This is a genomic window from Sphingosinicella terrae (assembly GCF_003347635.1).
Lineage (GTDB): Bacteria > Pseudomonadota > Alphaproteobacteria > Sphingomonadales > Sphingomonadaceae > Allosphingosinicella > Allosphingosinicella terrae.
In genome coordinates, this window is record NZ_QDFY01000002.1 from 235165 (window position 1) to 249405 (window position 14241).

A 14241-nucleotide genomic window follows, 5' to 3' on the forward strand; every position below is an offset into this window, starting at 1 on the left:
CCCGGCAAATGGTTGAGCGTTAACCATTTTGCTCGTTCTCGGGAGAACTTTCGATGCGGTCAAAGCTCGCCGCCGGCTTGGCGCTGGCCGCCGGTCTTTCGCTCAGCGCCTGCGCCACCGATGACTATGGCTACGGCTATGGCGGCATCTCGGCCGGCTATGGCTCCTATGCTGGCTACGATCCTTATTACGACGATTGGGGCTATTATGGCAGCCGGCCTTATTGGGGCTGGTATGACGGCTTCTATTATCCCGGGTCCGGAAACTACGTCTACGATCGGTACCGCCGTCCGCACCGCTGGAGCGACCGCCACCGCCGCTACTGGTCGGACCGACGCCAATATTGGAGCGCCCGACGTGCGGCCCCCGAGGATCGGCGAGCGCTGCGCGACAATTGGCGCGACTTTCGCGGCGAGCGGCGCGTCGACGACCGCGCCTTTCGCCAGGAGCGTCGCCAGGATCGCAGTGCGCTTCGCGAGGGCACGGTCACGCGCGAGCAGTTTCGCAGCGATCGGCGGACGGATCGCCGCGAATATCGTCGCGACCTGCGTCAGGATCGTCGCCAGTTCCGCCGCGAGAACCGGCGTATCCGGCGGGACTGAGGCGCGGCGAGGCGCCCGCGCCTAGACGGTCGGATCGGCGGAAGGGCCTTCCGCGTCTCGCCGCCGGATCAGCGCGATCGAGGTGAAGCGCAGCACCGGCACTTCGTCCTGGTTGGCGACCACCGTCTCGGTCCTGAACGAGCCCATGAACGGCTTGCTGCGCGAGGGCGTCTTCTCGACGATGGTGCCGCGCACGTGAAGTGTGTCGCCCGGGTAGACGGGCTTGAGCCAGCGCAGCTCGTCCACGCCCGGAGAGCCCAGGCCGGCCTGGCCGGTGAGATTGCGGGCGATCACCGACATCGCCATTGCGCAGCTATGCCAGCCGCTGGCCGAGATGCGGCCGAAATGGGTCTTCGCCGCGGCCTCGTCGGAGAGATGGAAGGGCTGGGGATCATATTTGCGGGCGAAGTCGAGCACTTCCTCGCGGGTCACCGGGTAGGCGCCGAAATAGGTTTCCTTCCCGACCTCGAGATCCTCGAAATAGACCAGATTGTCGTTCATGCCTCGCTCCGACTGGTAAGCGCTTCCTCTCCCGAAGCAGGTTCGCTTCCGCAACCCTTTTCGGTGCTGCTCAGGCCTGACGGAGCGTCGTCTCGCCGCGCGCCACCGCCCAGGTCGCTCGTTTGCTGAGCGCTCCGCCGGGCGTGCTGACGCGGTCGACCACCATGAAATTGGTGCGCCATTCGTCGCGGCCGACGTCGCAGGTGAGGTAGCCTCTCTGGTCGTTGAGGAACTTGAGCTGCGGGTTGGCGGCGAGAATGTGATCGCTGCCCGGGCGCAGGTCGGATCCGTCGCCGCCGCTGGAGATGGAGGTCGCGACGAACTCCACGGCGACTCGGCGATCGCGGTCGTCGTGCAGCTCTCCCGCCCAGTTCTGATGCTCGTCGCCGGTCAGGACAACGACATTGTCGAGGCCGCGCAGGCGCGCCAGCAGTCGCTGCCGGGGCACTTCGTAGGCGGCCCAGGTGTCGAGGTTGAGCAACTTCTCCGGCGCTTCGTCGGGCGTGCGGCGGCGATCGACCGACATCATCATGACCTGCTGGGCGAGGCAGTTCCAACGGGCCTGGCTTCGGCTAAGATTGCGCGCCAACCAGGCTTCCTGCTCGGCGCCGAGCACCTGTGCATCCGCCGACGTCACTTCGGCGCAGACCGGGCGAAAGCCGTCGCCGCAGGGCTGGTCGCTGCGATACTGCCGGGTGTCGAGCAGGTCGATCTCGGCGAGGTCGCCATATCGTACCTGCCGATGCGCGCTGGTCGCGCCGAAGCGCGGCATCATCGTCCTGCGAACCGGCAGATTCTCGTACCAAGCCTGCAGGGCCATGGCGCGGCGGGTACGGAACAGTTCCGGCGGCGCCCCGTCCGGGTCAATGTCCTGCACCCAGTTGTTGGTGACCTCGTGGTCGTCGAACGTGTGGAAGAAGGCGAAGGCGGCATGGGCGCGCTGGAGGTCGGGATCCGATTTGTAGAGCGCATAGCGTTGCCGATAGTCGGCGAGGTCGAAGGCGTCCTGCCCGACGCCCTGCCGGGCGGCGACGATCAGATCGCCGCTCCAGCCCGGCCGGATCGCGTCGCCGCGATACTCGTAGATATAGTCGCCATAATGATAGACGAAGGCGAGCTCCTCCTCCGCCAAATGGCGGTAGGCGGTGTAGAATCCGGCCTCGTAATTCTGGCAGCCGGCGACGCCGAATCTCAGCGCTTCCGGCGCCGCCCCGGTCCGGGGCAGGGTGCGCGCCTGGCCGTTGATGCTGCGCTCGCCGCCCGCCTCGAACCGATACCAATAGGGCCGATCGGGCTCGAGCCCTTCGAGCTCGACATGAACGCTGTGGCCGAGCTCGGGACGAGCCAGCGCCTCGCCCTCGCGCACGACCGTGTCGAAGCGCGGTTCGGTCGCCACCTGCCATTTGACCGGCATCGGCGCCATCGCCATTCCGCCATGCGGATCGAGCGGACGGGGAGCAAGCCGCGTCCAGATGACGAACCCATCCGCGGCGGGATCGCCGGCGGCGACGCCCAGGCTGAACGGATAGTCGCGCCAGATCGATTGGGCGCGAAGGATGGCCGGTGCGGCGACGAGCGAAGCGGTGGCGCCGGCGATGAAATGGCGTCGGCTGAGCATGGTCCTGCCTGATCCCCCCGAAGATGGTTGCGATTCGCGACGCTTCTTACACTTTGCCAGCATCGTGCGGACCGGAATATGACAGTGGTCGGGACGAGGGGAGGGGGCGGACGCGGACATGGGCACACTCGCACTCCGGCTCTTCCTGCCGCTCGTCCTAGCGGTGCTCGGCGCGCCGGCGCCGGCGGCGGCGCCATCGCCCGCATCGGTCGGTGGGCGTGCCGCGGCGGCGTGGCTCGATCGCCCGGAATTCATGATCTACCAGGTCGGTGAGGTGACGGCCGTCCATTATGCCGAGGTCGCTTCCGCTTACGGTGCGGCGCGGCTTGCTCGGGCCTCGGCGAATGGCGCGCTGCTCGAGCGGGTCGCCGCCCGTCACCGGCGACTGCTCGCCGAGGCGATCCCCAACAGTGCCAACCATGTCGACGCCAATGTCTACGGCTTGTGGCCTCTGGTGTTGGACGGGGACGAGGAACGCGCCCGCGGCCTCGCCATGGCGGACGGTCAGTGGCAGGAGTCCGGCCCGGACGGCCTTACCCGCCAGGCGCGCTACTGGATCGACGACATCTGGATGATCGGTGCGCTTCAGGTCCAGGCGTGGCGCGTCACCGGCGAGGGCCGCTATCTCGATCGCGCCGCGCAGACCGCTCGGCTCTACGTCTCGCGCCTGCAGCAGCCGAACGGCCTGTTCCATCACGGTCCTGAAGCGCCCTTCTTCTGGGGGCGGGGTAATGGCTGGGTCGCGGCCGGCCTCGCCGAGATTCTGTCCGAGCTGCCCGCCGATCATCCCGACCGGCCGGCGCTGGCCGCCGCCTTCCGGCGGATGATGGCGGCGCTGCTCCGCCATCAGGCCGAAGACGGCATGTGGCGCCAGCTCATCGATTATCCGGACGCGTGGAAGGAGACGTCGGCGACCGCCATGTTCGGCTATGCGATGGCGGTCGGCGTCCGCCGCGGCATCCTCGCCGAACCGGCTTATGTCCAAGCCCATCGCCGTGCATGGACTGCCCTTGCCGCCTATGTCGGCGCCGACGGGCAGCTTTCGCAGGTCTGCGCGGGCACCGGCCAATCCGCCGATGCCGATTATTATCTCGCTCGACCGGTCGTGACCGGCGACCTGCACGGCCAGGCCGCCTTGCTCTGGTTCGCGGCGGAGCTGGCGGAGGCGCGCGCGATCAGACGTTGAAGCGGAACAGCATCACGTCGCCGTCCTGGACGACATATTCCTTGCCTTCCGAGCGCATGCGACCCGCTTCCTTCGCGGCGGTCTCGCTGCCGAGGCCGACATAATCTTCAAAGGCGATCGTCTCGGCCCGGATGAAGCCGCGCTCGAAATCGCTGTGGATCGCACCGGCCGCCTGCGGCGCCTTGGCGCCCTTCTCCACCGTCCATGCCCGCGCTTCCTTGGGCCCTGCGGTGAAGAACGTGATCAGGTGAAGAAGGTCATAGCCGGCGCGGATGATGCGGGCGAGGCCGGTCTCCTCCAGCCCCAGGTCCTTAAGGAATTCGGCCCGGTCCTCGCCCGGCATGGTCGCGATCTCGGCCTCGATCGCGGCGGAGATGATCACCGCCTTGGCGCCTTCGGCTTCGGCGCGGGCGAACACCGCCTCGCTGTGAGCGTTGCCGGCGGCGGCATCGCCTTCGTCGACGTTGCAGACGTAGAGGACCGGCTTGGCGGTCAGCAGTTGCGCCTGGTCGAGCGCCTTCTTCTCCTCCTCGTCGCGGGGCTCGGTCAGCCGGGCCGGCTTCGACTGGCGGAGCAGCTCGAGCGCCTGGCCGAGCACCGACGCCTGCACCTTGGCCTCCTTGTCCCCCTGCTGCGCCTTCTTGGCCAGGCTGGGGACGCGCTTCTCGAGGCTCTCCAGGTCGGCGAGCATCAACTCGGTCTCGACCGTCTCCGCATCGGCGACCGGATCGACGCGACCCTCGACATGGGTGACGTCGCCGCCTTCGAAGCAGCGCAGCACGTGCACGATCGCGTCCACCTCGCGAATATTGGCCAGGAACTGGTTGCCGAGGCCCTCGCCCTTGGACGCGCCGCGGACCAGTCCGGCAATGTCGACGAACTCGAGCTGCGTCTCGATCACGTTGGCCGATCCGGCTGCCTCGGCGAGCCGGTGGAGGCGGGGGTCGGGTACTGCGACGCGTCCGACATTGGGCTCGATCGTGCAGAAGGGGTAATTGGCCGCCTGCGCGGCCGCTGTCTCGGTCAGCGCGTTGAACAAAGTGGACTTGCCGACATTGGGCAGCCCGACGATTCCGCAACGAAAGCCCATTGAAGATCCTGTGTCTCGAGAAGGGGGCGGCGCGACGGGCCGATCCCCGCGCTGGCCGTTCGCCGCCCGTTAGACGGTCGCGCGCGCGAATGCCAGCGGCCGCTCGACAGGCCGCAGGCGCCTTCCTATCGTGCTGCGGCAAAGGGGAAGCTTCCGATGATTTCTGGCCTGTCACGTCTGCTGATCGCCATGGCGCTCGCCTGTCTGACGGCGCCCCTCTTCGCTTGGGCAACCCCGCAGGAGACGCTGCGCGGGACGCAGCTGCAGGACGGTCTCGTCCCGGTTCACGTCGATCGCAACGGTGGGCGCATCCTGCTTTCGCTGCCCGCGCCGGACGGGGAAGGACTGTCGGGACGCTTCATCTATGTCACCGCGCTCGAGACCGGACTCGGCTCGGCCGGCCTCGGTCTCGACCGGGCCCTGAGCTCGGGCTCGAAGATGCTCGTCTTCCGCCGCGTCGGCCCGCGCGTCGTCGCGGAGATCGAGAATACCCGCTTCCGCGCCTCGGCCGCCCCGGCCGCGGAGCAGGCAGGTGTGCGCCGGTCCTTCGCTTATTCCACCATCTGGAGCGGCGAGATCGCCGCCGAGACCGCTGACGGACGCCTGCTCGTCGACATTGCCGGCTTCCTCGCGCGCGACGATATGAACCTCGCCAGGGCGCTTCGCGAGCAGGACGATGGCGATTACCGGCTGGTGCCGGAGCTGAGCCATGCCGATACCGGCTTCGTCCGGGTGTTTCCCCGAAATATCGAGCTGGCCGCGCGGCTTACCTTCGTCAGTGCCAGGCCGGGGCCGGAGGTCGGAAACATCGTTCCGGTGACCGGCAATGCCAGCTTCGTCGTCCGCCATTCGCTGATCGCACTTCCCGAGCCCGGCTATCGCGTGCGCCGCTTCGATCCCCGCGCCGGCAGCTTCGGGACCCAGATCGTCGACTTCGCGGCGCCGCTCGGAAGGTCGGTCGTCTACGAGGTCGCCAATCGCTTCCGGCTCGAGCGTCTCGATCCAGCCGCGCCGCGATCGCGCGTGCGCAATCCGATCACCTTCTACATCGACACGGCAGCCCCCGAGCCGATCCGCCAGGCGCTGTTCGACGGCGTTTCCTGGTGGCGGCAAGCCTTCGAGGCGGCGGGCTATGTCGATGCCTTCCGGGTCGAGATGCTGCCCGACGGCGTCGATCCGCTCGACATACGGTACAACGTCGTCAACTGGGTCAACCGGGCCACCCGGGGCTGGTCCTACGGTCAGGTGATCGAGGACCCCCGCACCGGCGAGATCATCAAGGGCCAGGTGCTGCTCGGATCGCTGCGCGTCCGCCAGGACATGCTGATCTTCCAAGCCCTGGTCGGCGCCGGACTCACCGGAACCGGGGATCCCAACGATCCCCTCGCGGCCGCTCTGGCGCGCATTCGTCAGCTCGCCGCCCACGAGGTCGGGCACGCGCTCGGCCTCGCCCACAATTTCGCCGCCAGCCATCAGGGCCGCTATTCGGTGATGGACTATCCGGCGCCGCGGATCCGGCTCGTGGACGGCCGGCCGGACCTCACCGACGCCTATGGCGCGGGCCTCGGCCGCTGGGACCTTTTCGCCGTGGATTGGCTCTACGGCGCCGAGACCGACGAGGAAGGCGCCGCGCGCATGACCGCGGCGATGGCCGAGGGTCTGCGCTACGTCGCCGACGACGATGCCCGCCCGGCCGGCGCGGCGCATCCCGTCGGCAGCCTTTGGGACGATTTCGACCATCCGGTCGAGGAGCTCGAGCGAATGATGGCGGTGAGAGAGGTCGCCGTCGCGAATTTCGGCCCATCGGCGTTGCCGCCGGGCGAGCCGGACTCCGCCCTGCGGCGCGCCTTCGTCCCGATCTGGCTGCTCCACCGATATCAGGTGGAGGCGGCGGCCAAATATGTCGGCGGAGTCGACTTCAACTATTCGGTGAGGGGCGACGGGCATGGCGAGGCGCGCGCCGTTCCTGCCGCCGGCCAGGAGCGGGCGCTCGAGGCGCTGCTCGCGACGCTGTCGGGCGATGCGCTGACCGTGCCTCCCGCGCTGCTGCCTTTCCTATCTGCGGGCTGGTCCGGCAATGCCGATCGCCAGACCGACATCGAGGTCATCCGCACGGCCGGCGGACCGGTCTTCGATCCGCTCGCGGCGACCGAGACCGGGGCCGCCGTCACTCTCGCCGCCTTGCTCGCTCCCGAACGGCTGAACCGGCTGGAGATCCAGCATCAGGCCGATCCCGCCATTCCCGCCGCGTACGAGCTCGTCGACCGGCTGGTCGGTCGCGTCTTCACCTTCCGCGGCATGAACCCTTCACAGGCGGCCGTGCAGCGCCGGATCGCGACGACGGCGGCGCTGGCGCTGGCACGCGTGCAGCGCGACTCCACGCTGTCGCCGACCATCGCGCTGGCGCTGTCGGAACGCCTCGACCGGCTCTCCCGCGACCTCGCCGACGCGCGCGGCGGCAGTGTCCAGGGCGACTGGAGCCGAGGCCTCGCGCGGCTGCTCGGGGACCGCGAGGCGCTGGCGGAGGCGATCGCCGATCAGCGCCGATTGCCGCGCATACCGCCGGGCATGCCGATCGGCGGGTCGGAGGGCGGCTTCGAATGAGGGTGCCGCCTTGCCCCGGCGTCGGCCGATCCCCAAGTCCGTGAGGGGAAGGGGAGTCCCATGATTGAAGACAAGATCGCCGATATGGTCGAGCGTTTCTACGCCAAGGTCCGGCGGGACGATTATGTTGGCGGCGTCTTCGAGTCGGCGGTCATAGACTGGCCGGACCATCTCGATCGCCTGACCGATTTCTGGTCGTCGGTGATGCTCGGCACTGGCCGCTATAAGGGCAATCCGATGGCCGTCCATCACCGCCATCGCGACTTGATCCGGCCGGACATGTTCGATCGCTGGCTTGCCTTGTGGCGCGAGACGGCCGCCGAGACCATGCCGCCCGCCGAGGCGGCCGCCTTCGTCGAGAAGGCCGAGCGGATCGCCGAGAGCCTGAAGCTCGGCCTCTTCTTTCGCATCGAGGACGGCGCCCGCCCGGCCCTGGGCTGACGCCGGCTTCGATCAGCCGAGCAGGCCCGGCAGAACCGACTGGGCGAGGGTCGAGGTCAGATCACCCTCGCCGCCGAGTCCGTCCTCATAGCCGTAGGGCGAGCCCAGGCCGGCGAGCTCGAGCGGTGCCCCGTCGAGATCGTAGCCCCCGAGCGGATCGCCCAGCAGGCCGGCGCCCATCGGCGCGCCGAGCAGGCCGCCGCCGAAGATGCCGCTGATCGCGCTGCCCAGCCCGTCCGCGGCGCCACTCTCGTAGGCGTAACCGGGCTCGGCATAGGCATAAGCGGGATCGTCATAGCCGTAGCCGGCATTGTCATAGGCATAACTACCGAAGCCATCGCCGCCGCCCAGGGTCGCGCTTGCCGGGAAGCCGTAACCGCTGCCGCCGAGACTGCCGAGACTGCCGAGACTGCCGAGACTGCCGAGACCGCCGAGACCGCCGAGCTCGCCGCCGCCCGCCATCTGCAGGACGACCGGCAGCAAGGCGCCGAAAATTCCGCCGAGGCCGTCGCCGAAGAGGCCGCCGCCGAAGCCGCTATCATCGCCGGCATAATCATAGTCGTCCGCATAGCCGTAGCCGATCCGCGGATCGATGGCGCCATAAGGCGTCGCCGGATAGGCGAAGGCCGCGGGCGCCGCGTCATAGCGCGCGGGGCCATAGGCATAGGAATAAGCCGGGGCGACCGGGTAGTAGATCGGCGCAAGGGTCCGCCGACGCGTCCGCTCGGCCCTATAGGCACGCCGCACCGCTTCGGCGTCGCGGCGCGACGGTGCGCGATAGACGTAGACTGGCGCATAGCCATTGTCGGGCTGCATCCGCAGGCGGGCGAGGTTGCGCCGCGCGCGCCGGTCGTCCTGCCACCGCGCAGACGCTATGCCACGCCGCTCGGCCGACCGCAGGCGCCGAATCTCCGCCGCGCGCGAGGCCGCATAGGCCCGGCGCTGGAGCGCACGCTCGGAGCGAGCGTTCCGGGCGAAGCGCGCGTCCCGCTGCCGCACCTGGCGCTGGCGCATCACCGCGACCTGCTGCTCGCGGACCGCGCGGGCCCGCTGGCGCTGCGCCGCCGCTCGCTGGCGGGCGACCAGCCGTTGGCGCGAGGCGCGCGCCTGGCGCTGCTGTTGCACCTGCCGGCGCTGGACGGCGGCCTGCCGCACGCGGCTTTCGGCTCGCACATGGCGCCGCTCGACGCGCGCCGCCTGACGCGCGCGCTGCTGGACGGCGCGGCGGGCCTGGGAGCGCGCCTGGGCCCTTGCGCGGGTCTGGGCGGTGCGCCGCTCCGAAGCCCGCTCGCGCTGCTGCGCGACTTGCCGGCGCTGGGCTGCGCTCCGCTGGCGCTGCGCCACGGCCGAACGCGAGCGTTGCGCCGACGCCCTTTGCCGCGCCGCTGCCCGCTGAGGGCGCGCCGCGACGCGGGACGATCGGGCCGCCTGCCGGCGTTCGGCGCGTTGCGCGCGGCGCTGGGACTGGGCCGCGTGCCGCGGCTGCGAACGTTCTGCACGGGCTTCGCGGCCGCCGCCCCGGCCGTTACCGGGATCGGCCAGCACGGGTGTGGCAAAGGTCGAAGCGAGCAGCAGGACGGCAAAGGCGCTCTTCATAGGTTCCACTCCAATTTGGAGCGCAACGTGCGCCATCGCCTTTGAGTCGCGCCTGAATTGGGCGTTCATGCGCGGGATAGGAAGCCGCCGCGACTGCAAATTTGCGTTTTGCTGCAAGTGTTTGTGAGCAAGTCGACGGATCAGGCGTTTCGATCGGCCGTTGCCGCGGGTAGACGAACCGTTCCCGCCTCAGCCGGGTTCGGCGACCCTCAACGCGACCTCGTTCATGAAACGCGGGCCGTCGGCATGGGCGAGCCAGGAGGCTTCGGCCGCGATCGCAGCAAGCAGGTCGCTGAGGCGGTCGGTCTCGGCCTTGGCGTAATTGCCGAGAACGTGCTTGGTGACCTTGTCCTTGTGGCCGGGATGGCCGATCCCGATCCGGACGCGGCGAAAGGCGTTGCCGATATGCGCCTCGACCGAGCGCAATCCATTATGGCCGGCCGTGCCGCCGCCGACCTTCACCTTGACCTTGAAGGGGGCGAGGTCGAGCTCGTCGTGGAAGACGGTGACGTCGCCAAGATCCTTCTTGAAGAAGCGCATCGCCTCGCCGACGGCTCGGCCGGAATCGTTCATGAAGGTGGCGGGCTTGAGCAGCAGGATGCGTTCGCTGCCGATCCGTCCCTGCTGGGCCCAGCCGGAAAAGGCTTTCTTCGGAGGATCAAAGCCGTGGGCCTGGGCGATCGTGTCGACCGCCATGAAGCCGACATTGTGCCGGTGCATCGCATATTGGGCGCCGGGATTGCCGAGGCCGACCCAGATCTGCACGGGCGCGAACTCCCCCCAGGTGGCGGCATCCGAAGCCGTGTCGGGCTGGCCCGGCACCTCCACCCGCCGCGAGGCGAACAGGGATGCGAGCCAGCCCAAACGCAAGAGGGCAGCCTATTCGGCGTCGCCCTGGTCGTCGCCGACCAGCGGCACTTCGCCCGAGGTCAGCTCCTCGCCGCCGGCTTCCGCCGCTTCCGACTTCATACCGGACGGGGCGACGACGGTCGCGATGGTGAAGTCGCGGTCGGTGATCGCGGAGCTGGTGCCCTTGGGCAGGGTGACGTGGCTGATGTGGAGCGAATCGCCGATGTCGAGGCCGGCGAGATCGATCACGATCTCATCGGGCATCTCGGCGGCGTCGCAGACCAGCTCGAGCTCGTGGCGCACGGCGTTGAGCACGCCGCCGCGCTTCAGGCCGCGCGAATTCTCCTCGCCGACGAAGCGGATCGGCACCGCGACGGTGACCGTCGCATGCTCGGAGATGCGCAGAAAGTCGACATGCAAGGGGCGATCGGTCACCGGATGGAACTGCACGTCCTTCGGCAGCGTGCGGGTCGGCTTGCCGCCGACGTCGATCATCACAACCGAATTCATGAAGTGGCCGGTGTTGAGGATCTTGGCCAGGGCCTTTTCCTCGAGATGGACCGACAGGGGTTCCTGATTGCCGCCGTATACGACGGCGGGGACGCGGCCTTGGTTGCGCAGTGCGCGGGAGGCTCCCTTGCCAGCCCGTTCGCGCGCTTCGGCCGACAGCGTAAGCTGTTCGCTCATGGCATGTCTCCAGATAGCGGGTTTCCAGAAATCCCGATCACGCCTCCAGGGATGACCATGAGCGGGAAGGCGGCGCCTATAGGGGAGAAGGCCTGCGGAAGCAAGGCGTTCCTCCCCGGCGTCGCCGGGGCGGGCTCGGAGTCCATCCCGGTCAGGATCCCGCGGCAGGTTCCTCCTCACGGGCCACGCGCTCCGCGCTGAGGCCGCTTTCCTCGAGCACCGCCTGGACGCTGTCATCACCGGCGAGATGGCCTGCGCCAACGGCGACGAAGACCGTGCCCGGCCGCGCCATCCGCTCGCGGATCCAGCCGGCCCAGGCGCGATTGCGATCGGTGAAGATCAGCCGGTGGAGGGCCGGATCCTGCGCGGTCTGGCTGTCGATGATCCGCCGCAGCGCCTCGACATCGCCTTCCGACCAGGCCGCCAGCATCGGCCCGAGCACCTCGTCGGCGCTGTCGAGACTGTCGAGCGTCTGGCGAAGCTGGGCCAGCTGCTGCTCTTCCGGCATGTCGTCGAACAGCCGGATCTGCCACTCGATCCCTTCGAGTTCGCCGATCGTGACGTTCCGTTCTCGCGCCGCCCGAGTCAGCACCTGCTCGGGGCCGTTGGCGGCGCTGATGCCCAGCCGCTGGCTGACCAGCGAGGCCAGCGTCATCGATACGAACCAGGGCTCGAAGGTGTCGAAGGTCCCCGTCGGCACGCCGGCGGCGTTGAGCGCCTGCGCGAGCGCTTCGTTCTGCTCGGCGGTGAGCCGCTCGGATAGCCTGCGGCCCTGCGGATCCACCGCATAGCGCAGGACGATCGGCTGGAGCTCCGCCGGATTGTCGGGGACGATGGCTTCGAGCACCAGCTCGTCCGAAGCGTCGAACGCCGACCTGACCTCGTCGTCGAACCACGTCCGGCCATCGAGCAGGTGGAACGTGCCGAACAGATAGACGGTCGTATCCTCGTCACGCACGACCCACAAAGCCGGATCGGCGTCGGCGGCCGTCGTCGGGTCGGCCGCCGGTGCGGCCGGTTCCGGCGCAGCCTGGGCGAACAGGGACACCGGCGCGAGCGCGAGCGCGGTGGCCAGAAGCAGCTTCTTCATTCCGTGATTCTCCCTTGTCGCGAACGACTTGGCGCAAGCGTGGTGACGCGCATATCGGTATCGTAATCGCTTCCGCCAAGGATCAGGGCAGGCGGCGCGCCGTCAAGCCTCGAGCGGCAAGCATGGACTGGACCGAGTCGCGCCCGGCCAGGTGACCGGCGCCGACGGCGAACAGCACCGTGCCCGGGCGCCGCAGGCGGTCGATCAGCCAGTTGGTCCAGGCGGCGTTGCGTCGGGTGATCAGGCGGTCGAACAAGGCGGGCGGCAGCGCCTCCATCTCCGCTCCGACCGAGTCGACGTCGCCGCGCACCCAGCCCGCTTCCTCCGGGTCGAACACGGCGTCGCCATCGTGGTGGGCCTCGACCATCGACTCGAGGAATTCGCGCTGGGCGCCGAGCGGCATCGTCCTGAAGAAATCGAGCTGCGCCTCGACCGATTCGACGCCGGAGATCGGCCGCTGATTGCGCTCGAAATCGGCGCGCAGCGAATCCTCCACCCCGGTGAGCGGCATTTCGGGCGCGTCGGGATCGGCATAGGCTTGCCGGAAGGCGGCGCCGACGAGCAGGAAGCTCGCCCCCCAGCTGTGCATGTGGTCGTAAACCTCGATCGGGATGCCGCTTGCTTCGATCATCTCGCGCAGTCCCTCGCGATGATCGGGCGAGACGCGGCCGAGTATGGACACCGATTTGTCCATCATCATCGGGCCGAACAGGTTGGCGGCGTCGTCCGGATCGGGCTCCTCGCCAATCTCCATGACAAGCTCGTCCGCGTCCTCGACCACACGGTTCAGCGCCTCGGACCGCCACACCAGATCGGGGGGCAGGACATGGACGGTCCCGAACAGGTAGATGCGCGTATCCTCGTCGGCGAGCAGCCAGATGGCGGGACTCGGCGCCGGCGCCTCCGCGGGGGTGGCCGCCGCCGGTGCACAGAGGAGGAAGGCGAGGGCCGCCGGCGCCGCAAGCCACGTCCCGATCCGCTTCTTCAGTCTCACCTGTCCTCCCTTATCCGGTTCCTTGACCCGTTCTGCCCCATACGCCAAAGCGATGCGACCCTTGTTGCACCTGCGAAGGCGAGAATCCTTGGCCGTCCAGCCGCCCTCATTCCAGCAGCTCATCCTGACGCTTCACCATTATTGGAGCGAGCAGGGCTGCCTTATCCTGCAGCCCTACGACATGGAGATGGGAGCCGGGACTTTCCACAGTGCGACCACCCTGCGCGCGCTCGGTCCCGATCCGTGGAATGCGGCTTTCGTGCAGCCCTGCCGGCGCCCGACCGACGGCCGTTACGGCGAGAATCCGAACCGGCTCCAGCATTATTATCAATATCAGGTGATCCTGAAGCCGAGTCCGCCCGACCTCCAGCAGCTCTATCTCGGCAGCCTCGCCGCGATCGGCATCGATTTCACGAAGCACGACATTCGCTTCGTCGAGGACGATTGGGAATCGCCGACGCTCGGCGCCTGGGGGCTCGGCTGGGAAGTCTGGTGCGACGGCATGGAGGTGACCCAATTCACCTATTTCCAGCAGATGGGCGGCTTCGACTGCCGGCCCGTTGCCGGCGAGCTTACCTACGGTCTCGAGCGGCTCGCCATGTACATCCAGAACAAGGACAGCGTGTACGATCTCGATTATAACGGCGCCGGCATTACCTATGGCGACGTCTTCCTCGAGAATGAGCGGCAGATGTCTGCCTGGAATTTCGAGGTCGCCGATACCGACCGGCTGTTCGACCTGTTCCGCAAGGCGGAAGCGGAATGCCGGCATTGCCTGGACGCGGGCCTGCCGATCCCGGCCTACGAGCAAGCGATCAAGGCCAGCCACATGTTCAACCTGCTGAACGCCCGCGGAGTCATCTCGGTCGCCGAGCGCCAGGCCTATATCGGCCGGGTCCGCGATCTCGCCAAGGGTGCCTGCCAGGCCTGGATGGAGAAGAATGGATGGGCGGCGTGACGGCGGCCATGATGCGCGAGACCCG

The 14241-nt window shown here is 68.4% G+C and carries 13 protein-coding genes; 5 read left to right on the forward strand and 8 right to left on the reverse strand.

The annotated features are described in order from the left end of the window. Positions 1–53 precede the first annotated feature (53 nt). The gene (locus tag DDE10_RS06610; RefSeq protein WP_114951954.1) at positions 54–602 is read left to right on the forward strand and encodes a periplasmic heavy metal sensor; all 549 of its coding nucleotides are present in this window, start codon (positions 54–56) and stop codon (positions 600–602) included. Positions 603–623: 21 nt separating this feature from the next. On the opposite strand, the gene DDE10_RS06615 is transcribed toward DDE10_RS06610, so the two are convergent. Together DDE10_RS06615 and DDE10_RS06620 are read right to left on the reverse strand one after the other, a co-directional pair. Continuing rightward, positions 624–1103, reverse strand: coding sequence for a MaoC family dehydratase (locus DDE10_RS06615; RefSeq protein ID WP_432653711.1), 480 nt, complete (start codon positions 1101–1103; stop codon positions 624–626). Positions 1104–1173: 70 nt separating this feature from the next. Beyond that, positions 1174–2721: an alkaline phosphatase D family protein gene (locus DDE10_RS06620; protein WP_114951955.1), complete on the reverse strand. Its 1548-nt coding sequence runs from the start codon at positions 2719–2721 to the stop codon at positions 1174–1176. A 118-nt stretch (positions 2722–2839) separates the two neighbouring features. Here DDE10_RS06620 and DDE10_RS06625 point away from each other — a divergent pair, with 118 nt between their 5' ends. After that, positions 2840–3907 carry a glycoside hydrolase family 88/105 protein gene (locus DDE10_RS06625; RefSeq protein ID WP_114951956.1) on the forward strand — a complete coding sequence of 356 codons (1068 nt, stop codon included), beginning with the start codon at positions 2840–2842 and terminating at the stop codon, positions 3905–3907. Here the strand turns inward: DDE10_RS06625 and ychF are convergent. After that, positions 3897–4997, reverse strand: coding sequence for a redox-regulated ATPase YchF (gene ychF, locus DDE10_RS06630; RefSeq protein ID WP_114951957.1), 1101 nt, complete (start codon positions 4995–4997; stop codon positions 3897–3899). The genes DDE10_RS06625 and ychF overlap by 11 nt on opposite strands. 156 nt (positions 4998–5153) lie before the next feature. Between ychF and DDE10_RS06635 the strand changes: the two genes are divergently transcribed. Both DDE10_RS06635 and DDE10_RS06640 read left to right on the forward strand, forming a co-directional pair. After that, entirely contained in the window at positions 5154–7601 is a 2448-nt protein-coding gene (locus tag DDE10_RS06635) for a zinc-dependent metalloprotease (RefSeq protein WP_114951958.1), read from the forward strand. 60 nt (positions 7602–7661) lie between these two features. Further along, the gene (locus tag DDE10_RS06640) at positions 7662–8042 is read left to right on the forward strand and encodes a group III truncated hemoglobin (RefSeq protein ID WP_114951959.1); all 381 of its coding nucleotides are present in this window, start codon (positions 7662–7664) and stop codon (positions 8040–8042) included. Between the two features lie 12 nt (positions 8043–8054). On the opposite strand, the gene DDE10_RS06645 is transcribed toward DDE10_RS06640, so the two are convergent. From DDE10_RS06645 to DDE10_RS06670, 5 genes are all read right to left on the reverse strand, one after another. Next, positions 8055–9638, reverse strand: a complete 1584-nt coding sequence (locus DDE10_RS06645) for a hypothetical protein (protein WP_162806387.1) — start codon at positions 9636–9638, stop codon at positions 8055–8057. Between the two features lie 189 nt (positions 9639–9827). Next, the gene (gene pth, locus DDE10_RS06655; RefSeq protein ID WP_114952285.1) at positions 9828–10403 is read right to left on the reverse strand and encodes an aminoacyl-tRNA hydrolase; all 576 of its coding nucleotides are present in this window, start codon (positions 10401–10403) and stop codon (positions 9828–9830) included. Between the two features lie 114 nt (positions 10404–10517). After that, positions 10518–11174, reverse strand: a complete 657-nt coding sequence (locus DDE10_RS06660; RefSeq protein WP_114951962.1) for a 50S ribosomal protein L25/general stress protein Ctc — start codon at positions 11172–11174, stop codon at positions 10518–10520. Positions 11175–11325: 151 nt separating this feature from the next. After that, positions 11326–12264 carry a TraB/GumN family protein gene (locus tag DDE10_RS06665; RefSeq protein ID WP_114951963.1) on the reverse strand — a complete coding sequence of 313 codons (939 nt, stop codon included), beginning with the start codon at positions 12262–12264 and terminating at the stop codon, positions 11326–11328. A gap of 82 nt (positions 12265–12346) precedes the next feature. After that, entirely contained in the window at positions 12347–13258 is a 912-nt protein-coding gene (locus DDE10_RS06670) for a TraB/GumN family protein (RefSeq protein ID WP_162806389.1), read from the reverse strand. Between the two features lie 88 nt (positions 13259–13346). Between DDE10_RS06670 and DDE10_RS06675 the strand changes: the two genes are divergently transcribed. After that, positions 13347–14216, forward strand: a complete 870-nt coding sequence (locus DDE10_RS06675) for a glycine--tRNA ligase subunit alpha (RefSeq protein WP_114952286.1) — start codon at positions 13347–13349, stop codon at positions 14214–14216. Positions 14217–14241: the final 25 nt, after the last annotated feature.

Bases quoted from the DNA above. Each gene is read 5' to 3' on its own strand.
- DDE10_RS06610 (WP_114951954.1), top strand. From the start codon at position 54: ATGCGGTCAAAGCTCGCCGCCGGCTTGGCGCTGGCCGCCGGTCTTTCG.
- DDE10_RS06615 (WP_432653711.1), bottom strand. From the start codon at position 1,103: ATGAACGACAATCTGGTCTATTTCGAGGATCTCGAGGTCGGGAAGGAA.
- DDE10_RS06620 (WP_114951955.1), bottom strand. From the start codon at position 2,721: ATGCTCAGCCGACGCCATTTCATCGCCGGCGCCACCGCTTCGCTCGTC.
- DDE10_RS06625 (WP_114951956.1), top strand. From the start codon at position 2,840: ATGGGCACACTCGCACTCCGGCTCTTCCTGCCGCTCGTCCTAGCGGTG.
- ychF (WP_114951957.1), bottom strand. From the start codon at position 4,997: ATGGGCTTTCGTTGCGGAATCGTCGGGCTGCCCAATGTCGGCAAGTCC.
- DDE10_RS06635 (WP_114951958.1), top strand. From the start codon at position 5,154: ATGATTTCTGGCCTGTCACGTCTGCTGATCGCCATGGCGCTCGCCTGT.
- DDE10_RS06640 (WP_114951959.1), top strand. From the start codon at position 7,662: ATGATTGAAGACAAGATCGCCGATATGGTCGAGCGTTTCTACGCCAAG.
- DDE10_RS06645 (WP_162806387.1), bottom strand. From the start codon at position 9,638: ATGAAGAGCGCCTTTGCCGTCCTGCTGCTCGCTTCGACCTTTGCCACA.
- DDE10_RS06660 (WP_114951962.1), bottom strand. From the start codon at position 11,174: ATGAGCGAACAGCTTACGCTGTCGGCCGAAGCGCGCGAACGGGCTGGC.
- DDE10_RS06665 (WP_114951963.1), bottom strand. From the start codon at position 12,264: ATGAAGAAGCTGCTTCTGGCCACCGCGCTCGCGCTCGCGCCGGTGTCC.